Origin of the sequence: Paraprevotella xylaniphila YIT 11841 (assembly GCF_000205165.1) — a bacterium.
Classification (GTDB): domain Bacteria; phylum Bacteroidota; class Bacteroidia; order Bacteroidales; family Bacteroidaceae; genus Paraprevotella; species Paraprevotella xylaniphila.
Genome location: NZ_GL883817.1, coordinates 1 through 24,290, shown reverse-complemented (window position 1 = coordinate 24,290; position 24,290 = coordinate 1). Strand labels below are relative to the sequence as shown.

Here is a 24,290-nt window from a genome sequence, read left to right as displayed (position 1 = left end):
AGGAGAATGAAAAATCATTTGGCTGAGATTGATTTTTCATTCTCCTGAGATTAAAAATCCGTTTGGCTGAGACCGAAAATCCACTCCATGCACAAAGGGTTTCACACGACAATAAAACAAGACATTTTTAGGCTTTAGGACTTTTGTTTTCCCTCTTGTTCGCTTCACGGTACTGCGTAGGTGTCATGCCGAACTCTTCCTTGAAATAACGGTTGAAGTATTTGATGGTGTTAAACCCTACCTTATCCGCAATCTCCGCCACGTTATATTGGCTGCCCGCCAACAACTGGGCGGCACGTTTCAAACGGACGGAACGGATGAACTGAAGCGGTTTCATGTTCAAGATGACCGTCAGCTTTCGGTTCAGGTGTGTCTTGCTCAAACCGAGGTCTTTGCTCAAATCCTCCAAAGAATACTCCGCATTGCCCATGTTTTTCTCCACGAAAGCCAAAGCCTTCTTCACGAATTCTTCATCCAAAGACGTGGTGGTTATCTCGCTCGGAGTGATTTCAATGTTTTTCCTGAACGTTTCCTTCCTCGCCTCCCGTTGCTCGATGAGTTTACGGACACGGACCTGCAACAGCTCGAAATTGAAAGGTTTCGAGATATACGAATCGGCACCGGCCTTGTAACTTTCTATACGTGCGTCATCCGACATCTTGGCCGTCAACAAGATGAAAGGGATATGGGAAGTATGAATGTCATTCTTCATCCGTTGGCAAAAGGCTATGCCGTCGCACCGAGGCATCATCAGGTCCGAAATGACAAGGTCGGGCCATTCCTCACGTACCATTTCCTCCCCTTCCACGCCGTCCCCAGCTTCTACCACGTCGAAATCCGCACTGAGTTCATGAACCAAATAAGCCCTGAAATCCGCATTGTCTTCCACGACCAACAGCTTTTTCTTCCCACCGGACGGCTCTTCGTCTTCTTCTCCGGCCGACAGGACGGAAGCTTCCACCGTCTCCTTGTCCTCCCCGTGCGGCACGGTGGCTTTTTCGTCGTGCAACAAGTCTGCCGGCAAAAGAACCGTAAAAGTGCTGCCCTCACCAGACCGGCTGTCCACCGTAATCTCTCCACCGTGCAAATCCACATAGCCCTTGACCAGATGCAAACCTATCCCGCTGCCCGGTTGGGTCTTGTGGCCGTCCTCCACTTGGTAGAAACGAGTAAATATACGCTCCTTGTCCCCTTCTTCCATGCCACACCCCGTATCCCGAACGGACACGGCTACATATTCACGCCCGTTGCGGACCGAACTTTCCACGCCTACGCCTATGCAACCGCCCGAGGGGGTAAACTTCACCGCATTGGAAAGCAGATTGTTCACCACCTTATAGACCTTATCATGGTCATAGTTCATATAAAAATGCTCCACCTTGCTTTCAAAAGTCAACGTGATACCTTTTTCTTTCACAAGTCCGCGGAAAGCCTCGACCGCATCCCGGACGAACACGACCATATCCCCCATGCTGACCGACAATCTCTCCCCACGCATCTCCAATTTCCGGAAATCCAACAACTGGTTCACCAACTGGAGCAGTTTTTCCGCATTACGGTAAATCACGGTCAGCCTCTGTTTCAAGTCCACGTCGCCCTGCTGTTTGATAAGTGTCCCGAGAGGTGTCAGGATCAGCGTGAGGGGCGTACGGAATTCATGACTTACATTCGTAAAAAAGCGCAGCTTCATCTCTTCCAGATGCTCCTGCTGCTTCCTGGCGTTTTCCCTGCGCTCCTCCATCATCTTTTCCTTTTCCCGGCGCACGTACATCCGTGAAAGCCAATAGGCCATACCAATAGCTACAAGGACATACACCGCCATGGCATAATAGGTTTCCCAAAAAGGAGGATGCACGACAATGGACAGCCGGGCAGGTTCCTTGCTCCACACCTTGTCGCCATTGGCCGCATACACTTCAAACTCATACGTCCCGGGACGCAAGCCGGTATACACGGCACGTCCAAGGCTGGCGGCACGGGTCTCCGTCCATCCCTCTTCATAATTTTTCAACCTGTATTTATAATAAGTGTGGGACGGGTTGGCGTAATTCAACCCGGAAAATGCTATGGATATGAAATTCTCATCATAACGAAGTTCTATCTTATCCGTACGGGTCATGGGGGCAGACAAAACGACATGTCCCTCATATTCTTCTCCCACCCGGACGGGTGTATTGAAAATACTAAGCCCTGTCAGGATGGGGCGGTTGGCAGCTTCTTCACACACCATGTGCCCGGGATTGAAATAATTAAACCCGTGTGCCCCTCCGAAATAAAGCATCCCGTTTTTCGCTTTCAGTGCGGCATGGTCATAAAACATCCCGCTTTGCAACCCGTCCGGCACACCGAATGCCACTACGGAAAAACGATACCCGCCTTTTCCCTCTTCACGGGGAATAATCTTACATATACCATTCAGGGTCGAAGCCCACACTACCCCGTCACAGTCCTCCAAAATGGAAGAAACCGTATTGTTCGGCAACCCTTCGGACATCGTGAGCAAATAAAGACGTTCCGTCTTTTTATCCCAAATCCGGATGCCGTCCTCCGTGGCAAACCATTGCAAACCGCGTGCGTCGGTCAGCAAGCCAAAATATTTTATGCCGGATTTATAGTATTTATCTTTACGTGTATCGGGAATCCGAACTTCGTCTTTTCCTGCGTCGTAATAAAACAAGCCGTTGTCCCCCAACGCGGCAAAACAATCTTTCCCTGTGGGACAAAGAGAAAGAATCAACTTAAAGTTCTTCAACTCCGGATGCCGTTCATGCAGCATAAACTCAATGGTTCCGTCCTCCGGGTCCAACAGCCCCACGCCGCCATTCACGCTGACCCAATAATTTCCATGGGAGTCTTCATACAATGCCCGCGACACATTCTGCGCCACGTCCTGCTCGGAATCGCCTTGGCTTCTTAAAAAATGCTTACATCCCCCCCCCCCCGCAAATTTGGTAAAAACCTTTTAAAAAAGTTCCCACCCACACATTTCCCTGACGGTCGCGGGAGAGCGACAAGACCAATTCATTGATTTCATCTTTAAAAACCTGTTCCACCTCATGGGTTTCCGGATGGAAACGAAACAGGCCTTTGCCACTCCCCACCAAGATTGTGCCATCGTCCTCCTCAAGGAAGCAGCGCACGGATTCGTTGGTGATGTAAGAACTTCCGGGGCATGTCTGTGCCAACTGGAATTTCTGCATGCCGGGGTGATGATAGCACAGCCCCTGAAATAACGTGCCGACCCAAAGCCCGCCGCGCGGATCTGCCATCACGGCATAAATGTCATTATGGAGCCTTCCGCCGTTCGTCAAGGCCATGTCCGGCATCTCGGACACAGAAAATGTCTTCCCGTCAATACGCCGCAGGCCACTCCGCGAAGTCCCGGCCCAAACATTCCCATCACGATCCATGTCCATGCAAGTAAAGAAGTTGGATATGCCGGATATGCAGGCCACATCCTTCCACTCCCGGAGTGTACGGTTATAAAAACAAATGCCATTGTTGTACATCAGCCACAAGTTCCCCGCCGAATCGGGATGCAAATAAAGCCGGTCTGTATATCCATTGATAATCCCCTCGAAACGTGAATCCTGAAAAAGGAACTCGGAAGAAGTATAATCCCAACAACGGATCAGGCCGCTATCATACACGATCCAACAGAAATTCTTATATTGGGCCAATTCCAACGGAACGCCGTAGCGGCGCGTGAACTCGCTGTCACCACGGTCTATCACTTTTTTCTCTTGTTTTCGGACATCATAAAAAAAGAACGTATTGTCCTCTGTCAGGAACCAATAATTTTTAGCATCGTCAATGAAAAGGTTCTTCAACCTCTTGTCGATTCCCATGCTTGCCAACTCCCCTTGAATATCATAATTGAAAGTGTTCGTCTTCAAGTCCAGAAGCAGCAAATAACGCAGTTCCTTCATCCACACACGATCCTGCCCGTCATAATACTCTTTCGGCGGACGGGAATATGTCCACACGTACTTCCGGTCTTTGTCGTATGGAAAATACTCAAACGATGCCCCATCGTAAATGTTCAATATCGAGGCCGTCCTTATCCCGACACGCCCGTCCGGGACCATGCTCAGGCCACGAATCTGATTGTCGGACAAACCGTCCGGCACATCTATCAAACGAAACTTATACTGTTCTACCGCCCTGCACGGAAGTGCAAGACAGATACAAGACACAAATGCCCAAAACATTCTTGACATGTTCTTCATAATCGTTCCACGTTCTTTATGTGACGTTATTTTTCGTTGGTATTAATATATGCAAATATACTTCAAAAAGAAAGTAAACCCTATCAAAAAAACAGAAAAAAAGAGCACGTATCAAAAAAACACGTGCCCTTGTTCCTTACGCCCCACAGCTTTCATTCTATCGACAAACCATCAAAAACCACGCTGCCTGCGGCCTTGCCGCCGCCGAAGCTACCTGCCACCCCGACATAAATTTCCCGGGGCATTTCCACCTCCTCGGAATGCACATAAAACCAGTTCACCCCATCTGTAGACTCATACGCATAAAAGACATTCCCCACCCGTGCCAACTTGAACCAGGCAGGTATCCAAGTATAAGTATTGCCTATGGCAAAACGCCTTTCACCACCGCTCTCCTTGCGGTATCCCATACGGGCAAACCTCCGCCCCCAATGGCCAAGCGTCATCGTCACGACCGTGGCATCCCCCTTTAAGGCTGCCCTTAACATCAAGCCGCATTCTTCCGTATTCCCGTCCATCCTGTTGATACGGCACGACACGGCAAAGTCTCCTGCCACTTTCCGGTACAGGTATGGAGCATTGTCCGACAGCGCGTCCACGGCCGCCGAACGGCAAGACAGGCGATAGGTACCTCCCTGCACGCCGGCATAGTCTACCCTGCCTTCCTCCACATGTCCTACCTCTGCATAAGTCCATCCGGACGGGCATCCTGTCACGGATACGGCCTTCACCCTCACACTCTCCGAAAAACGGCTCGTTCCGGCCTTGTTGACCGCCGCCACCCGATATTCATACGTCTTGCCTTCTTCGATACGGGAATCAATAAACCAATTGGTCACTTTCTCCTTGTATACCCCGACATCCCTGAAGTCATCCCGGCCTGCTTCCGAACGCTGTATCACATAACCGTTGGCGAAATACTCCGCAGAGGGTTCCCAATCCAGACGGATTTGCCCGATGGAGGCTTCTGCCCGCAATCCCGTGGGCACTGCCGGTACAGGCAAGATAGGATAGTTGGAAGGACGTAATGAAAAGGTCAACGACCCATATCCGAAATGGTCTTTGCTACCGTATTCCGGACGCAAAAGCTCGGCCATCCTCTTGGAATAAGGTGCCGGTACGCCTTTCAACACTTCATAATGGTTGTATATCATCTCCCAAACCGGACGGTCCTCCAATTGGCCCAACCCGTTTACGGAAGGCCAACGGTTGTTCAGCCCTTGGCTGTTATTATAATAAGTGAAAGGGACACCGCGCATCTGGTTGTGACGTGCCACGTATTCGGCCCCGGCCAACAGGCGGTTGCTGTCGTAGGCAAACAAGTCATCTCCTTGGTTCCAGGCAATCTGGCAGAACGTAGCCAAGAAACCTACTCCCAGTTGGGCATGCTCTTGGTCTCGCCCGCTTTCCTGCCATTGCCCGAGCACCGTTCCATCTTCCATCCGGTGCAGATAAGGCACGGCATTTCGGATGCTTCCGTTCCCCAAGCCGTGCTTGAAATATTCAACTCCTTCCCGGTAAATGTCCGGACGGTCGCACAGCACTCCGATGGCAGCCAAAGCGACCATGTTGCAAGCATCCCAGTTTGTCCAACAATAGTCCACACGGCCGCCGCCATGGGTCCGGAGGAAATCCCGGCTCACGGGATACAAATATTCCACCATCATCTCCTTGAAGCGTTCAAAGTCGGTTCTTTCCCATAACGGGCACACACGCAACACTTCCGCAGCCATGGCAAACTCCCCGATGGGGATGCCCAAAAGCCCTTGGTCTTGCCGCGCCTTCGGCACTTGGTTCACGGTATTCGCCCAGGCATTACAAATATTGATGGCACAACGGGCATACGCCTCATCACCGGAAATGTACCAACGGATGGCGTTCAGATAAGCCGCATGGGCTTCTATTGAAGCCTTCTGGCGGCTGTCGCCCATGTTGGCCATCGGGCGGGCCGCAAACGTCGATTGCGCCCAAGGATCCTTCTGTAACTCCGCCCAACCTTCTGCCCAAGGATGCTGCCCTTCGCCCACCATCGCCTTCATACGCTCCAAATCGGCCAAGGTATGCAAACCGCCGGGATGCACAAACTTACGATAATCTGCCTTCTCATTAAACAAAAGCGTCCCGAAACCCGGTTGGTCACGGTCATACCCTTCCGGCCTGATTTGTCCGAGCACCTGTCCCGTGAAAGGCATAGGAAGCCCCATCCGGTTCACATAATGGTTGTAGGCTATGTCGAACACGTACATGTAGCGTCCGCGTGCCTTCGGCGACACTTCCTCCCAATCGCAGTACTTCCCGGTAATGTCCGTCCATCTCACGAAAGGAACATCGTAACCCAAGTTGTAACGCGCCACATATTCATATCCTTTCAACAGACGGTTATCCTTAGCGGAATATAAATCATCCCCCTGTTGCCAAGCCAGTTCACATACCGTGGCCATTGCCCCGAGTCCCAGCATGCAATGGCTTTGGTCGCGCCCGCTCTCCTGCAGTTGGCCGGTTTCCCCGTCGATATAATGGGCCAATGTGCCGTTGTCGTACCCGTCAAGGTAGAAAGCCCGTGCCTTCTCATACATTTTCCGGTCATCCAGATGGATGGATGCCGCCATATAAGTCTTGGTCACGATAGCCCCCCAATTCCCGTTCGTATAAGGGTTACGCTCATAAAACGTTTCCAATACGGGGAGGAACACTTTCGTGAACATCCGCAAAGCACCTTCATAATCCTCCGCAGGCATCTTACGCCACGTATGCTTCAACGCTTCAAGTGCATAAATGATTTTAAAACCTTCCAAACCGGCTAGCAAAGGAGCGTCGTTCGTATCGGGTATGCGTTTCAGGGTGCGTGCATAGGCCGTCAATACTTCCGCCGCCTTACGGGCATGTGACTCATCGCCCGTGATACGCCACATCAGCGCATTCAAATAGGCCGCACTGAAGTCACGCTCCATTCTCGATTTGGTATAACCGAATTTACCGTCACGCGCTATGGTATCGAACGGGCCTTCCATTTTATAATCCGACTGTGCACACGGATGTTTTTCCAACAACAGATAGGAGGCATAAGCGTCGTCGCTTTTCCCTTTCACCAAACCACGGATTTGTTGCATCCGTTCTTCCGTATGCAACACACCGGGGTGCACGAAAGCTGCCGCAAGCACAGGGCACGACAGCAATAGGAATCCCAAGAACAGCCATAACCTGCCTATAACATTCTTCCAACTTTTCATGGTTTTACAATTTTTCATTTCAAAATATAGCCGACAAATATAGCGAATTTAAAAACACCATACGGCATCTCTACCTTACATTATTCGTCATTGCGCCCTCTGTGGACACAAACGTCACATCCTCCACGTGCGGCCCCACATATATACCCGCCATGTCACCGGTGTTATACCAAGCCGGTTTACCGGGCATGTCGTCCGTAATCAGCTGTCCGTTGATGCGCAGGTTCTCGAAACGCACGTTCCTGATTTTCCTCTCTTCGTCATATCCCTCGATAATAGACAACTCAGCCCGGTTTCCATCATAAGAGACATCTTTAAACGTGATATTTTCAATACCCCGTCCCGGTGCCGTACAATACTTCTTATTATAGAAAATACGCAAATTGACCAATGAGCCTTCACGGAAATTCTCCACGCGGATATTTTCAAAACGGACATCGCGGACCAGATTGTTGTCTCCGGCATTGATGGACATGCACCCCTGGTAATTCAACTGCTTCTCCCGATGGTCCAAAATGTCGATATTGACGTAATTCAAATCCTCAAGCACTTCCGGATTCTTCGTGTCACCATGGATGCCTATGAATATGGGATGGGCCACATCTGCCCAAAGCGTGGAGTTTTGCATCGTGACATGCTTGCAGCCCCCCTTGAACCCCAAACGTGTGCCGTACACCGTCGTGCAATCGTCCGAATTTCGGCAGAACACCCCGTCGAACAACACATTATTACTGGCAAAGACATTCATCCCGTCTCCCCACCCGTAATAGCTGATAGCCTTCACATTGCGGATGGTCACTGCATCCGAGCCTCCCGTAGCGCACTGGGTAGTGGCAATGCCTTCCACCAGTACATTACGGGAGTTTGCTATACGGATGCCTCCTTTTACCTTATAATCTATAATACCACGTCCTATCAATTTCACATCTTGTACGCCCTCAATGAGCACACGCCCGTTCAGTACGGCACCACCGGCCAAGTAAACGGTCTGTCCGGATTCCACCTTCACCACACCATTCTTGGGCGTATGGTAACCCGGGCCGAAGTAGACCACATTACGGTCTTTTTTTCTTGGGACATCCACCTCCACCGGATTGGCGAACAGGTGCAGGTTATGAAAAATATCGCCGTTCACTTCCACCGACAAGTTGCACGGCCTGTCCAAAGTGAACGTCAGCTCCTTTCCTTTTAACTGAAAAGGTATACCGTATGACAAAGGACGAATCCTTGCACTGTCCACCGCTCCTTTGTTATAAGTGACTTTCACCTCCACCTTTCCCGAGAAGTCGAAAGTCGCCATCGAAGCCTTTTCCACACAATGCTGCGTCCCCCTCACTTCATCCACGCAAACCAAATAAGAAGGTACGTTCCTCCATTCCCCATCTCCTTGACGCGCTTGAACCGTAAAATCATCATTCAACTCCGCTCCCTCCGGTACAGCGTAAGTCACCAAAGAAGACGAGGCATAGCATGCGGCACTTCCCGTCATCACCATAAAGGCCATCAAAAGCCAATGTCTTATTTTCATTCCGTTTCCATTATTGATTTCCGGTTGCAAATATAGCCCAACCACAACAAACAGGATGGGACAAATCGAAACAAAAAAGGGGCTTAAAATCTCCAATTCAGAGAAATTAAGCCCTTTTTTATCATGTCACCCTACCTTTAAGGGAAAAACATGCCGGTTACCGGCCATGCCCTCCTTCCGGTTCCTCCCCAAAAAGCGGGCATTTCAATAACACCGTCCGACGAATCCTCCGCCAGCCCGCAACTTCACTTTCAGCACCTCTTTCTTCGACACCTCACGTTCTTCCCGTACCACGGAAGCAAGTTCTTTCCCATCATGCAGGAAAACCGCTTGTTTCTTCTTTTTCAGGAAATCCAACGGTATCTCAATCTCCCGTTCCTTGTCCCCGTTCATCACGCCTATCCACCACTCTTTCCCTTTCCGGCGGGCATAAGCCACGACCTCCCCCATTTCCGTACAGGGAAGTACAAGGGTCTCGTCCCACACCGTGGGCACAGCCTTGAGCAAATCCACGAAAGGACTTTCCAGATAATACGAATAATGGTCGGAAAAATGAGTAACCGGCGACAGGAATACTATGGCTTGGGCAAACTCGTGCGCCCAAGAGTATCCGCCTGTGGCCAACTCTTCCGGATTCAACGTCACCGGCGTGACATCAGCCGGCCCCGCCATCAGACGCGTAAAGGGCAAAGCCACATAATGTGCCTGCGGGAGCACACGCCTGTAACGCCGGATTTGGTATTCATTTCCTCTCACCGCCTCACGCGTGATGTCATTGGGATAAGTCCTCGAAAGCCCCGTGGGCTTCACGCTGCCGTGGAAATTCAACAACAGTCCCAGTTCCGCACAATCCTGCATGCCTCCCATATACCATTGCATGATTTCCGCCGTAGCCGTCGGGATAAAATCAATCTTGATACCGGAGGCCCCGATGGCCTTCACCCGTTCCAGATAAGCCCTCCGCGACTTTGCATCGCGCATCTCGTTGGAATTGACCCAAACCAACGACTTCACACCGACACTCCGTCCGTAGTCAATCACCTCCTTAAGCAATTCCCATTGGTCCTTGCCGTCCTTATGCCAATTTCTCCACCCGTCATCTATCAGGTAATATTCCCAAGAAAGTTCTGCAGCCGCATCGAACCAAGCCTTTTGGTCCTCATAACGCGGGGCACCCACGCTCCACCATTGCCACAGGCACCGTCCGGGCTTTACCCACGAAAAGTCACGCCCCTCTTCCGGCGACGGGCACAAGTTCGTCAACAAGTCGGAATTCACCAAACCGGTCAAATCGGATGCAATGATGGCACATCTCCAAGGAGAAACGTCCTTTCCTTTATATTTCCCGGCCAAGACCTTTTCCGACTCATCCGGCAGGCGCTTGATGTCCCATCCTTTTTCCGAGGAGGGAAAGCATGACTTGAAACCATTCCCCGAACGTGAAAAGGCCATGTCGGGAAAGTCTTCGCAATCTGCCTCCGTAAATGTCATATACCCTTCTGGCAATTCAACCGTAAGCGGGCCGCATACGTATTCGTTTTCCGGCATCTCATCCATCCGGGTGACATAAGCTTCCTTCTCATAACCTATGTCATAACCCGCCCACGCCACTTTCTTCACGTTCCGGGGCACATTCCAAGCTGTATGTTCCCGCTCTATGCGCCGGGCATTTTCAGGCAAGACGTAACGTACGGCCACACCGTCGTCATACACCCGGACCACAAGGCCGTAACGCACCCCATCGGCCGACAACGGCAACATGGCTTCCACCGCTTTGTCCGACGCCATGGCATGATGTCCGAACAGAGGGTATTCCGTCTTGAATTTCTCCACTTCGGGTTCTGCCGCCAACGACACATTCTGCCCAAGGTCCTTCCCGTCCACGACAAGCCCCAAGCGCGATGCCTCCAAGACCTCAACCTTACCTTTCTTCACTGAGTAAACCAACTGGCCTCCGTCCGTATCCACACAGACTTCAATATTCTTGCCGGGACTGCATAAACGAAGCAAATTGTCCCCTTCGGCATAACTCCCCCACGTGCAGGCACATAACAGCATGCAAGCCCTGCCCCACATTTTATTTACCATATCTTTTTTCACCTATTTAATAATCTCTACTTGATAACGGCCACAAAACCTCCACGCGGCAGGCAATCTACCGTCAAGGCTTTGTTTCCTTCCGGGACGGGCACGTTCTCTTCCACCACAAAGCCCTTGCCGTCGGCATTGTCCTTAAAGCAAGACACGTTCCGGCCTTTCCCAAGGTCAAGCCGCCCCAACGGCACTCCTATCTTCCGGCCTTCTTCCGTACCGTTAATTCCGGCTACATACCATATATTCCCTTTACGACGTGCCATCACCACATATTCTCCGGGATAACCGGCCAACAACTTCGTATCGTCCCATGCCGCAGGCAAACCGGATAGCAAACTCCTCACCTCTTCCGGCAAGCCACGATATACTTCCGGACGGTCGGGCATGTGCTGCAAAGCCGACTCGAAAAGGACAGGAAGTGCCAGTTCGTGGGCATAGGTCGTGATGTGCGGGTTTTGGGAATCAGAGAAAGTACCGGGCGTGTAATCCATCGGACCTATCACATTGCGCGTAAAGGGCAACGTGGCATTATGGGCTGCAGCCCGTCCGGTCAATGTCCCGTTATTGTTGTACCATTCCGCACCATAAACCGCTTCCACCGACATCATGTGAGGATAAGTCCGCTGCCATCCCCTCGGTATGGCAGCCCCATGGAAATTCACCATCAGTTTATGCTTGGCCGCATCCTCCAACAAATCGATATAATAATCCATGGAAGACACGCTGTCGCCGGCAAAGAAATCCACCTTGATGCCATACACGCCCAATTCGTTCAACCATCCGAATTCCTTTTGACGGTCTTCAGGCTTGTTCAGACGATACAAGGGTGTGGGTCCCAACCACTGTGTACTGGAATTGTACCACAACAAAGGCTTTACACCGCGTTCCTGCGCATACTTCACGGCAGCCTGCAAATCGCCACCGTTCGACATTTGATCCCATTCCCAATCAATCAGGCTATAAGGCCACTTCATGTCGGCAGCAAGGTCGAAATAGGCTTTCAGTTTTTGGAAATCCTGCGTTCCATGGTTCTCTGCCCAATAAATCCATGAAGCCAAACCGGGTTTTATCCACGACGTATCCTCCACTTTGGACGGGTCGGACACATCGGTCACCAATGTTGACTCCACCACATCCGACAACTTTCCTATGACAAGTACCCTCCAAGGTGATTCCCATTCCTTGTCCATGGCCTGCTTTTCACTAAACAAACGCACGCGATAACGGTCGGCACTGTCGGCATTGCACAAGAAAGAACCACAATGGCCGCGCCGGATATTGGCTTCCGTCACCAACATGAACACGGTGTCCCTTAATTGCACCAAGCCGGGATACCCCCATTTGTCAGCCGAACCATCCTCGCCCCGGCCATCCGTGGACAAAGGATAAAAACCTTCATACCCCAAAGTGTATTGTTGCATCCAACGTTTCGCGCCCTTAGGCACATCGTATGCCGTATATTCGTCCACCACATACTCTTCCGGCGATACGGACTTTACCCCATACTTGAAAGCCACGCCGTCATTGTAGGCCCGGACGGTCACATCCAAGATGTTACCCTCTTCGTTCTCGAAAGAATAGACCTTTTCAGTCCCATGGTTCACACAATGGCTGCGTTTTCCTGTCGGCATCAGGTAATCGTCCTCTACCGGCTTGGCTTCCGTCACGCTTTTGAATTTCAGGTTCCCTGCATACTTTTGCAAGTTGGTCTCTATCCCCAAATCCACCAACGGCAACGCACGCGTCCCGTCATAAAACACCGATAGGGCCGCATCGCCATAATGCTCCTTGTCGAGTCCGGTCAACTCCACCAACACATGCTTGTCCGGGGAACGCACTTCCTGCATGTCCTCTATCGCACAGGAACAAAGTCCCGCAACAAGGCCTAAACACCATCCCCATTTCAAAACTCCAGTCTTCATTCTCTTCTATTTTTATGATTTCACATTTTAATATACTCGCAACCATCGCCACCGTACAATTTTCAATAATTCCGTATCGTGGCATATACACCGTAAGACTCTTGGTCCACGTCGAACAAGGGACGGAGCCGGAACTCATTTACTCCGTTACGCAAGACAAACCGATTGGGTTCACCGTCCACGACCGAAAGCCCTTGAAGCACCTCGTCCTTGCTTCCCTTCAATATCACTTCGCTGCGGGTTTCAAAAGCCAACAGCATCGGGCCGTAGAACACGGCAAACATGTTCTCCTTGTCCGGCATGGACTGCAAACGGAAAGCGTAACGGAAGTCCATTCGTACCCGGTCGCCATCTGCCCAACGCCTTGAAATCCTCAGGAAAGAAGAGGGGCGTACCGGCATGTCCTGTTTCTCACCGTTTACATACACCACCGTTCCCTCAGCCCAAGCAGGTACGAACAGATTCAGGGTAAAACTCACCGGACGACGCACCGAGACGGTGAAATCAGCAATCGGCTGCAAGGGAAAACCTCCGGTCTGTTCCAACTCTACTTTCTTGGATGTCCAATGCAATTCGGAAGGCACATACAGGTTCACAAACACGGCCGAATCGTCATGGTAATAAATGCCGCTGTTCAGTTTGGCAAAAGCTTCGGCACAGGATCCACTGCAACAGAAGAAATCATTATCCTTCAAGTATTTCTTATTGCGCGGCGAGCCCAAAGGCAAATGGTAGACATACGCTCCGGTAGACCTGCTTTGCACGGGAAGCGCCCCGTTGTAAAACGTATTCATATAGGCATCCGCATAGCACGGGTCGCCTGTCCATCCGAACAAGTAAGCACTCAACTTCTGAGTATTGTGCGTCACACAGCTTTCGGCTATCTCACGCGTCAAGGTGTTACACAAATGTCCGGGTTCCCCCCAATGTTCCGCTGTCAGCGAGGTCCGGGTGGTCACTACGGGACGCGGACCGCTGCTCGTCCCGTTCACGTACGCATGCCCTCGTTGGAGGATGTCCCAAAACTGCATGGCCGCCTTCTTGTATTTTTCTTCGCCAGTCACCTCGTAACGGCGGGCAAAACCATTGACCAACACGATATGCGTATTGGCATGCAAGCCTGCCAAGATGTCCTCGTTCCGCACCAACGGCTCAAGGAACCAGGCCGGGTCGAAACAGGCGGCTAAAGCCAAATGTCTGGGATTGCCCGAAATGCCGTACAGTTCATAGAGCGCTTCATTCATGGCTCCTGCCTCATTTTGCGGGTTCGCCTCCACGGTGTACATCATCCTCTCGATACGTTCCGGAGAAAGCTTCGCCATCCGGCCTTCCACATAACCGGCCAAAGCCTCCACCATACCGTAAGCCTTCCGGTTGCCTGTCTTCGTGTAAGCGTCCAACAAGCCCTGCAAAATCTTATGGAGCGTGTAATACGGTGCCCATACCCCCGTAAAGCGTGTTTCCAATGTCTCGAAGTCTTTTTCCGGAAAGGCACTCAAATAACCGTTCCCATGCGCTTGTTGGCATTTGTACAGCTCATCCACCATATACTCCAACCGTTGGGAAGCCCACCCGTCCCCATATCTCTCGGCCAATACCGACAATGCCGACAGGTAATGCCCCGTGAAATGCCCCCTCAGCCCGACACCGGGGGATTCCCATCCCTCCAATGGTTTTGCCAAAGACGGAAGCCCGGCCGTGACCCGGAAATTATGCAACAGCCTGTCGGCCTCGACAGACTGAAGGTAAGCCACATCCAAGTCTTCCCGCTGCTTGATCCAAGAAGCTTCCAGTTCCACATCTTTACCGGAAAAAGGACGCAATTCCACCACGGAAGGAGATTCTACTTTCCCGTTTCCCCACACTCCGGACTGGCACAGCCCGAAGCCGATAAGGACAGACAAAATACGTTTTTTCATGATACCTGAACCTCGTTATACTTTATTTCCTTTCACAACCGGCATTTCAACTCTTTCCCTTCGTAGCGCACAAGTTTGCCGTCCGTCCGTTCACCGAGGGCTTCCGTACCGTCAGCCACCACTACCCTGAAACGGCGTGTCTTTTCCATGCCTTCGAAGCCGCCCCGGCGCTCCCCGAACGTCAACACACGACGCTTGTCATTCCACTGCAATTCAATGGTCGAGAAACAGCCTTGTTCATAATCGTAATTGTCTCCTTCATCTTCATACAACACAAAACGGGCATCCCGTCCCGGATAAACCACGATGGTGAGTTCTTTCCCCGGCAATTCACCCGTATGCTGTACCACCGGCCCCATCGGCACGATGGAACCTTGGCGCACGAATAACGGAATCTTGTCGATGGGGGCATCGGCCGTGACTTCACGCCCTCCTTCATACTTCTTACCGGTCCAGAAATCCATCCAGTCCGCCCCCTCGGGCAAGTAAACGGTACGCGATTTCGCCACATCCTGCAACGTCACGGAACCTTTGTCGTAATACATCGGACGGGTCACGGGACAAACCAGAAAAGCCGGACCGAACATGAACTCATCCTTGATGTCGTGCACACGGGCATCTTCCGCAAAATCAAAAGCCAACAACCGGCTCATGGTATAATCCTCCTGCGTGACCTTTCCGGCCAGAGAATATATATAAGGTATCAGGCGGTAACGCAAATGAATCATGCGCAGGATGCTGTCATAAAAGGGTTCGCCCGGCTCGCCGAACCGCCAAATCTCGCGCGGAGTGTCCGTACCGTGGCTGCGGAACAAAGGCAGGAACGCCCCGTATTGCAGCATGCGTACATAATATTCCCGGTAACCCATATCGTCCACGCCCCGGTCGAAATCCCCGGCACGGAACCATTCGCGTCCACCTCGCGTGAAGAACGAACCGATGTCCACCGTCCAATAAGGACAGCCCGTGGCCATGAAATTCAGTCCCTGTGGTATCTGTTGGGAGAATGACTTCCACGAAGCATGGGTGTCGCCGTTCCATGTAATGGTGGCATAACGCTGCTGGCCCGCATAACTGGAACGGGTCAGGTTCACCACACGTTTACGATCCGTCGTGGCACGTTGGTTTTCGTACAACCCTTTGGAATGGTACAAAGAAAAAAGGCAACTGCGTTCTGCACCCAACACGGCATCCAACAAGGCCAAATTGCCTTTCCAACGCTCCTCATGGCTGTCCCACCCGTATCCTTCCGGCATCGCTCTCCAGTCGGCATCCAAAGGTTCCGTACAGTCGCACCACCATGCATCGAAACCGTTTCCGAAAAACTCCTCATTGGCATAATCCCAATAACGCGCCCGAGCCAGAGGGTTGAAAGCGTCATACACGGAATGCCCCAACATGAAGCCACGCTCCGCGAGATCCTTCGTCTGCGGGCAATTCGTCGGATTAGGCCAGATGGAAACCATAAGCTTGGCATCCAAGGCATGCAACGAATCGGCCAAATGGCGCGGGTCAGGATAAAAACGGCGGTCCATCTTCATGTACCCCCATCCCTGAGGCCAATAGTTCCAATCCTGCACGATGACATCCATAGGCACCTGCCGCCTGCGGTATTCCTCCGCTACATCCACCAGTTCCTCCGAACTCCGGTACCTTTCCTTGGATTGGATATACCCGAACATGTAACGGGGGAACATGGGAGACTTCCCGGTCAGATAACGGTATTGCGCCACGACCTTGTCCATCGTGCACCCTTTCATGAAATAATAATCCACCTCATTGGCCGCCTCCAATTCCACGAAGCTTCCTTCAGGAGCGTCCTTGTACACCATGCCGCATCCCGCATCGAAAAGCAGGCCGTAGCCGGCCGTGGAGTTCAAGACCGGCACCATCTCCTTCAGGTTGTGCTGGCACAGGTACATCGTTTTCCCACGCAGGTCCAAGTAGTCTTCCATGTGGCATCCCAAACCATAGAGGGCTTCCCCTTGCGCCCACTGGAAATGGTTGCGGAATTTCCAACTCCTCCCCACCGTGTCGCGCCGAAGCACGTCCATCACTTCCTTTTCCCCGTCTGCCGTCTTCACGATACGTTTGCTCTGCGGGTCATACACAACATTTTCCCGATAGGTCTGTTCGGCCTCGCGCGGCCGTTGCGGATTTTCCGACAACAAAGTACGTCCGGTACGCCTATCCTTATACGTCAAGGCATACGAGCCAAGGTCTACCCATACTTCAAGGCTGTCCGAGCGCAAAGAAAGCCTGCCGTTCTCGCGTTGCAGCCGGAAAGGAACTTTTTCTTCCTCGCGCCCCGTGCACACGATGGTGCCGTTGCCCAAAAAGGCAGGCTCGCACGTGTAGCGGACCCGCACGATGTCCGGACGGATAAATTCCACCCTCATGCGCCCTTCCGGAGTCTGGAAATGCACACCGTTGCGTTGGACTGCATAGCCCTCCCCCTCTGCCATTACCGGAAAATGGCACATCAAAGCCATGCAGGCCACAAAGACTCCCTTGCAGGAAACGGAATAACGGAATTTACTCCTTTTACCTTGATTTATTTCCTTAAAATCCATATTTGTTTGTTTTTCTAACCACAACGCAAAGTTAAGGCATATCCTTTAATCATTATAGGACAAAAACATACAAATAATAGGATTTAAAAGCACATTTCAAGCCCTAAGCAAGGCGACGGGGCATCTTCCGCAGGATCCTCGGGAACTGCCATGCAAATATCAGCGTGCAGCACACGGCGGCAGTGGCATCGGATATGCCCTCGGCCGCGAACACCCCCATCATGCCCATGCCGCGTGGCAAAAGCAAAGCCAAAGGCACCAGGAGGATGACCTTACGGAGCAAGGCGATGAACACGGACACCTTGGCCTGCCCGAGTGCCACGAACATGTTCTGGCAAGCCCGTTGCAGCCCGAAAATGGTCATTCCGGCCAAAAACACGGGCAGCGTCTGTTCCACGGCTGCAATAAGCTTCCCGTCGGACGTGAAAGCGGAAGCCACCAACCCGGGAAAAAGTATCATGAAGAGCACCAACAACAAATTGAACGTAAACATGACTTGGAGCACAATCCGGAAACAGTCCTTCACGCGTTGGCCGTTCCCATGCCCGTAATTGTAACTCACAATGGGGATGAAGCCTTGCGAGAAACCTGTCAGCGGCACGCTGACGGCCAGCATCGCACTCTGCATGATGGCCAACGCGCTGATATAGATGTCTCCATAGGTCTTCAGGCTGCTATTCAGCACGAAGCCCACAAGGCTCTCCGTACTGGCCATGATGAACGGCGAAACGCCCAAGGCAAGCGTGGACAAGACCACCTTACGGTCGGGACGCATATACCTGCGTTCCAACCTCAAAGTGGCTTTCCGCGAAGTCAGGAAACGCACCACCCACAAGGCACTGCATGCCTGCGAGATAATAGTAGCCAAAGCTACCCCTTTCACACCCATGCCGAACACAAAAATAAACAGCGGGTCGAGACCGATGTTCAGCAACGCACCGATAATGACCGAGCACATGGCAATGCCGGGCCGGCCCTGGGTGTTGATGAAAGTGTTCAGCCCCACCGAGACCTCGACGAACAATGTACCCAACAGATACACCGAGAGATAATCCGTCGCATACCCTATCGTATGTTCCGAAGCCCCGATGGCCATCAACATGGGTTCCATGAAAAGGTAGGCCGTGGCAGAAGTCAGCACCGTGAACAGCAGCAACAATACCAGTCCGTTCCCCAGGATTTTACCGGCACGCACGCGGTCGCCCTGCCCCAAGGCAATGGCCGCCAACGGAGCACCTCCGGCTCCGACAATGGAAGAAAAGGCCGAAATCAGAATTATCACGGAACTGGTCACACCGATACCGGCCAACGCGTCCGTCCCGATACCGGGAATATGGCCGATATAAATGCGGTCTACAATGCTATACAACAAGTTCACGATTTGGGCGGCCACAGCCGGGAGGGCCATACGGAACACCAAAGGCAGCATGCGGTCCGTACCCAACCGCTCTTCATACAGGTTATTCATGCGTCTTCTCTCTTATAAATTCGTGCAAAGTTACAAATTTCACACAGACTGACAGAATGACAGAGCAAAGTTCATATTGACTTTTTGTATTTTCCACAGCCACGAGATTCGGATATTCCGCCCCGAATCCGGTCGGGACGGAAAATAACGCAGCCATACGAATTTCCGCCAAGCCCAAAAGTCAGGGACAGAGGCTTATTCCTTCCTTTCCGGCACAAGCCCATTCATTTTCTCCGTATGTTCCTCGCTTTCAAGGTCAAGAAAAACCGTTCCGGCTTACATTCTGCCACATCCGACATGACCATAAAAACTTTCCAAATAAATCTCCCGTCCTCGTCCCAAGCCGGCCTTCAGCCCTCTCAAAGCCGGTTCCAGTACCGGAAAAGAGTCTCTGTTCCCGTGACATGCGGACAAAACGGAAAAGACATGCCCGTATAAAAAAATCAATCTCTTGAGACTGATTTTTCATCATGCTGTAATCCGTTTGCCGTTATGCAGTGTTTATGCAGGAAAACACTTTAAATCCGCATATTTATACAGATTGTTTTCATGGATTTGCCATGAACGTCTTTTTCTGATGTCAGAAAAAAAAGGCATGAAAAGACTTTCTGAAAGCGAAAAACAACGTTTCATACCAAAATGTCCTTGATTTCGGTAAAAAAATGGCCTATACTTTCCCATGATAAAGTTCTAACTTTGACGCATGAAGACCAAACCCTTGAAATGTACAATGATAAAGAACATTTATACCATGCTATATGGAGGGTTAATTTTTGCTTGCGCGTTTCCCTCCATGAACATGTTCTACGACCGGTGGAACACTCCAAAATGGCTATGCACCCTCTTCTTGACAGGATTGCTTGCCGTATGCACCGCCATACTTGGACATAACCGGAAAAAGACAAGCGACTTTTCCCGTTTCTCTGTATGGAGCGAAGCCGCTACCATGATTGTCATACTGGAATGCCTTTATGCCCTCATGTTCCTATTCAAATACCCGACGACATGGCGGATTGGAATAGCCGGAACGTTTGACAACCCCGCCGGACTGGCATTTTTCTTATGCGCCCTCCTGCCCTTCATCTCAGGTATGGCCTTACGCTTCCTAAAAGATAATGGCAAAAGAAACATATACATAACAGTCGCCTTACTCGCAGGGACAACCGTCGTGCTCACCCACTCGCGCACCGGCATACTGTGCCTCGTGGCATATATCCTTATGGCTCTAAAAGATTATGGCAAGATTTCCATACGCCCGACATGGAAAACCATCATCCCGGCCATTGCCTTCACAGGCTTCTCCATCTTGTTTTTCAAACCGGAATCTACCTCCGGACGAATGTTCATACTGGAACAGACATGGGAGCTTATCTGTAAAAGACCTTGGAGCGGATATGGCACAGGAGGCTTCGACCGAGAATACATGAATCAACAAGCGGAGTTCTTCAAACAGCATCCCGAAAGCCCGGTAACGATGTTGGCCGACGAGACGGGACACCCATTGAATGAATTCGCCTACCTATGGGTGGAACATGGCATCGGTGCCCCCTTGGTCTTACTCCTTTCATGGGCAGGGTTATGGCATGTCCTACGAAAAAGAAAAGACATATCCTCACAAATAGGCTCTTACACGCTCATTCCCCTATTGTTGTTCGCCTTGTTTTCCTACCCGTTCAAATATCCTTTGGCCTGGATTGCCGTAGGATGGTGCGTAAGCATAGCCGGAAAGACCTATTTCAAAGCTTTTTCCCGTCGAAAAAGCCTGAGGGCTTTGGCCACCTTTTGTCTTGCTTCCATCGGAATAGGCATAGGAACATACCTCGCCCATGCACTTCCGCAAGAAAAAGAATGGGGACATGTCGCCCGAGAAGCCCTCAAAGGGAAGGGACGAGAAATGATGCCCCGGTACGCACGCCTGTACCCACATTTCTCTCATAATCCGGAATTCCTATATAATTATACGGCTGAACTATTTCAAGCCGGACAAACGGAGAAAGCATGGCATACAGCACAAGTCTGCCGGAAACAATGGAGCAAGTACAATTTGGAACTACTAACCGGAGACATTTGCCGGGAACTCCGAAAGGATGAGGAAGCCGTCTGCCACTACCGACAAGCGGCTTACATGTGCCCCGTAAGGTTTGCTCCGTTGGAAGGCTTATATTATGCCTACCGGAACATCGGGGACACCATCCGTACCGACTCCATTGCACAATTCATACAACAAAAAAAGTAAAAATCTCCTCATACGACGTTGAAAGGATAAAGAAGGAAATCAAGCCCAAAAACGAACTGATGTTTCAAAATGACCCATGATTGGTTACGAATCATCCCATTCATTCTTCTAAATATTTCCTTTCTTTGCCCAAAGGAACATGAATTTCACAAAAAATGATGAAGAAGCTATTGCATTTTTTCATTCTTCTATGTATGACTACAGGGATTGCAAGCTCCTGCAAAGAATCCGGACTTGACCGTTCCCTGTCACAGGCCGGAAACAACCGTAAGGAACTGGAAGCCGTCCTGCGGCATTACCGGAACGCCCCACTAAAACTTCAGGCCGCCCGTTTCTTGATTGAGAACATGGATGCCCATTATGGTTTCGGCGGCGAAGCCGTGGAAGAATACTACCATGCCATGGACAGCATATTCCGCCACGGGAAAGGTGACCGAACCTATTGGAACCGCCAGTACGATTCCATCCTCGCACAAGTAGGGACAGGCTTGGACAGTTGCATGTCCGTCCCCCTCTTCGACATTGAACATATCAAAGCCGATTTCCTGATAGCGCATATAGACAGTGCTTTTGCCGTGTGGAACCGGAACTGGAACCGGCAATACAGTTTCGACATGTTCCTACGTTATGTCCTGCCTTACCGGATAGGGCATGAAGGGTTGAGCTTGTGGAGGGGCAACCTATCTATGGCAGCCTTGGAACAAGAAAGTTATAAACAAAACATATTCAATTCAACATACGTATACGAAATAGCGAATACCATATCATGGCTACTTAGACCTGCTATTTATTATCCCTCACGCCACCTCCCGAATTTTCCACTTGACAAATTGCCAAACCTAAAACTTGCTTCTTGCCGAGAATATGCCCACTTATGCGCAGCCCTATTCCGGGCAAGGGGAATACCGGCCACTGTAGACTTCGTTCCGCAGTGGGGAAATCGCTCCTTGGGACACGTTTGGTGCGTGTTTTTCCCAAACAACCAAACTTCCATACCGGTTGAACTATGCGAACCGTTAGGCACGGAATTCATGCGTAGACGAGAAGACCGACTTCCCAAAGTTTTCAGAAATACTTATGAAAAAAATCCCTATTCACTATATGTGCAGAACAAAGAACGGGACTCCCCACCCTCCGTTTTCAATACACCTTATATATTGGACGTGACAGACCAGTATGTAGAAACATCAGATGTAGATGTCCACTTATACAATCTGGACTATGATACCCGTTACGTATATCTTTCCGTCTTTAACGACCAAAAATGGAGTATCGTACATTGGGCAAGAAAGAAAGGTACAAAAGCTCGTTTCACCAAATTAGGACGCGACATCGTGTACCTTCCTGTATACTTCATACAAGGTCTGACCATTCCGGCCGGCAACGCATTCCTATTAGACCATGAAGGACTGAAAACGGATATTCAGCCAGACATATCTAAAAAAATTTCAGTCACAGTAAAACGTAAATTCCGAGATACGAAATCTAACCACTTCCTACAAGGAGTTATCGGAGGAAAATTCCAAGTAGCCAACAGAAAAGACTTCAGAGACTCCATAACCCTATACGACATTCCCCGAATCGAAGACAACCGTTACCATAAAGTCAACACCAACATGTCACAACCTTATAAGTATTTCCGCTACTTGTCACCAAACTTGTCACGCGGCAATATGGCGGAATTATACGTTTTCAATGAAACCGGAGATACTTTGCGCCCTCATGAATATTTCGGCAATTTACACACACGCCCCGGTATGGGCATTGAGAATCTGTCTGACGGCAATACTTTATCATATTATGAATCCCACGACCTATACAACGTGTGGTATGGATGGGAATTTGAAAGCCCCTCACAAATTAGCCAGATTCTTTTTCTTCCACGGAATGACGATAATTTTATCCGAGAGAAAGAAATATACGAACTATTATATTGGGACAATGGAGAATGGCATTCTTTAGGACAACAAACTGGAAACTTTAAATCCGAGTTAGTTTTCAAAAACGTACCTTCAGGAGCATTACTTCTTCTACGGAACCATACAAAAGGAAAAGAAGAGCGTATTTTCACATACCAAAACGGAAAACAAATTTGGAGATAATGAATCTATGTTAAACCCTTTAAAAACAAGAGCCAATGGAATAAGTAAATGAAATACAGTAGTTCAGTCAACAGAATACGACCACTACACTTATCAAATCAAGTAATTAATTTAAAAGAAAAAACAAATGAAAAAGTATATAGTCATTCTTTTTATCGCCCTCATTGGCGGTGCATTCATCTGGAGTTGTTCCCAAGATGACTTAGATAACGGGCAACCCATTTATCACTATTCGGCAGAACAGCTGGCCGAAATCCGTGCATTGGCCGAGGAGTATGACGTACCTGAAGTCAAGTATGCCACAGCATCTGAAAAAGGTCTACCTACAGTAGAAGAGATGAAAGAAATTTTCATAAAATTTGCAATAATTAAAAGCGTATTGAACCAACCATTGGAAATTTCAGACAAGAGCCAAACACATATAAACTTTAGAACAAGACATAGTTTGGTTCCAAGGAAACTCAATATTGGCGGAGAAACATTTACAGGCTCAAAAGATGTAAGTCAAATGATATACGCAGGCAGTGACGCATGTTGGCTACACCTCGTTGTTTCTTGGGAAGGAACCAATGCAACAGACCCTTATACAAAACTTAATGTAACTGTTGAAGCGAGATTTGAAATAGGGCCAAGTGTACCTCCTACCTTTCAAGTAAAAAACGAGAAAACGGATTGGCATTGGGAAGGTTCTAATTCTATTATCGTTGATTATTCTTGTACCTTAGAAGACGAAAGCGGTGTCGAAGCACCCATAAACATATCCGAATCAATTGATGTCAACGTAGAGTACCCATAATGATTTTATAGCAAGAGGTTGTGTTAATACACTGGCACAACCTCTCTCGCAGAAACATTGCTCATAAAATAGGTAAGTATGATATGAAAAAAAGGACGCTCATTGTATTACATTACATCATTCAATTTAGTATAGCGCAAATATCCGCTTCAAATGTATATGTAGACTCCCTCGCCGCCCGCGTGGAACGCTT

General features: G+C 50.1%; 12 protein-coding genes. 3 read left to right on the top strand and 9 right to left on the bottom strand.

The window, feature by feature from the left end:
• Window positions 1–127: 127 nt before the first annotated feature.
• From HMPREF9442_RS01835 to HMPREF9442_RS01800, 9 genes are all read right to left on the bottom strand, one after another.
• The gene (locus HMPREF9442_RS01835) at window positions 128–2,887 is read right to left on the bottom strand and encodes an ATP-binding protein (RefSeq protein ID WP_008624675.1); all 2,760 of its coding nucleotides are present in this window, start codon (window positions 2,885–2,887) and stop codon (window positions 128–130) included.
• Between the two features lie 37 nt (window positions 2,888–2,924).
• Complete coding sequence (locus HMPREF9442_RS16595; RefSeq protein WP_008624674.1) at window positions 2,925–4,229, bottom strand: ligand-binding sensor domain-containing protein; 1,305 nt, start codon at window positions 4,227–4,229, stop codon at window positions 2,925–2,927.
• A 152-nt stretch (window positions 4,230–4,381) separates the two neighbouring features.
• Window positions 4,382–7,459, bottom strand: coding sequence for an alginate lyase family protein (locus HMPREF9442_RS01830; RefSeq protein ID WP_253270982.1), 3,078 nt, complete (start codon window positions 7,457–7,459; stop codon window positions 4,382–4,384).
• Between the two features lie 70 nt (window positions 7,460–7,529).
• Entirely contained in the window at window positions 7,530–8,987 is a 1,458-nt protein-coding gene (locus tag HMPREF9442_RS01825) for a glycosyl hydrolase family 28 protein (RefSeq protein WP_040602485.1), read from the bottom strand.
• A 204-nt stretch (window positions 8,988–9,191) separates the two neighbouring features.
• A complete protein-coding gene (locus HMPREF9442_RS01820) occupies window positions 9,192–11,075 on the bottom strand; it encodes a glycoside hydrolase family 97 protein (RefSeq protein WP_008624670.1) in 1,884 nt (627 codons plus the stop codon).
• A 26-nt stretch (window positions 11,076–11,101) separates the two neighbouring features.
• The gene (locus tag HMPREF9442_RS01815; RefSeq protein WP_008624669.1) at window positions 11,102–13,003 is read right to left on the bottom strand and encodes a glycoside hydrolase family 97 protein; all 1,902 of its coding nucleotides are present in this window, start codon (window positions 13,001–13,003) and stop codon (window positions 11,102–11,104) included.
• Between the two features lie 62 nt (window positions 13,004–13,065).
• Window positions 13,066–14,922, bottom strand: a complete 1,857-nt coding sequence (locus HMPREF9442_RS01810) for a beta-L-arabinofuranosidase domain-containing protein (protein WP_008624668.1) — start codon at window positions 14,920–14,922, stop codon at window positions 13,066–13,068.
• Between the two features lie 32 nt (window positions 14,923–14,954).
• Complete coding sequence (locus HMPREF9442_RS01805; protein WP_008624667.1) at window positions 14,955–17,495, bottom strand: glycoside hydrolase family 31 protein; 2,541 nt, start codon at window positions 17,493–17,495, stop codon at window positions 14,955–14,957.
• 103 nt (window positions 17,496–17,598) lie between these two features.
• The gene (locus HMPREF9442_RS01800) at window positions 17,599–18,963 is read right to left on the bottom strand and encodes an MATE family efflux transporter (RefSeq protein WP_008624666.1); all 1,365 of its coding nucleotides are present in this window, start codon (window positions 18,961–18,963) and stop codon (window positions 17,599–17,601) included.
• 730 nt (window positions 18,964–19,693) lie between these two features.
• Here HMPREF9442_RS01800 and HMPREF9442_RS01790 point away from each other — a divergent pair.
• The 3 genes from HMPREF9442_RS01790 (at window position 19,694) to HMPREF9442_RS15265 (ending at window position 24,097) form a co-directional block, all read left to right on the top strand.
• On the top strand, window positions 19,694–21,199 hold the full coding sequence (locus HMPREF9442_RS01790; RefSeq protein WP_157183516.1) for an O-antigen ligase family protein: 1,506 nt from the start codon (window positions 19,694–19,696) through the stop codon (window positions 21,197–21,199).
• A 194-nt stretch (window positions 21,200–21,393) separates the two neighbouring features.
• Window positions 21,394–23,301 carry a transglutaminase-like domain-containing protein gene (locus HMPREF9442_RS01785; protein ID WP_253270981.1) on the top strand — a complete coding sequence of 636 codons (1,908 nt, stop codon included), beginning with the start codon at window positions 21,394–21,396 and terminating at the stop codon, window positions 23,299–23,301.
• A 127-nt stretch (window positions 23,302–23,428) separates the two neighbouring features.
• Window positions 23,429–24,097, top strand: a complete 669-nt coding sequence (locus HMPREF9442_RS15265) for a hypothetical protein (RefSeq protein ID WP_008624659.1) — start codon at window positions 23,429–23,431, stop codon at window positions 24,095–24,097.
• The last annotated feature ends 193 nt before the right edge of the window (window positions 24,098–24,290 follow it).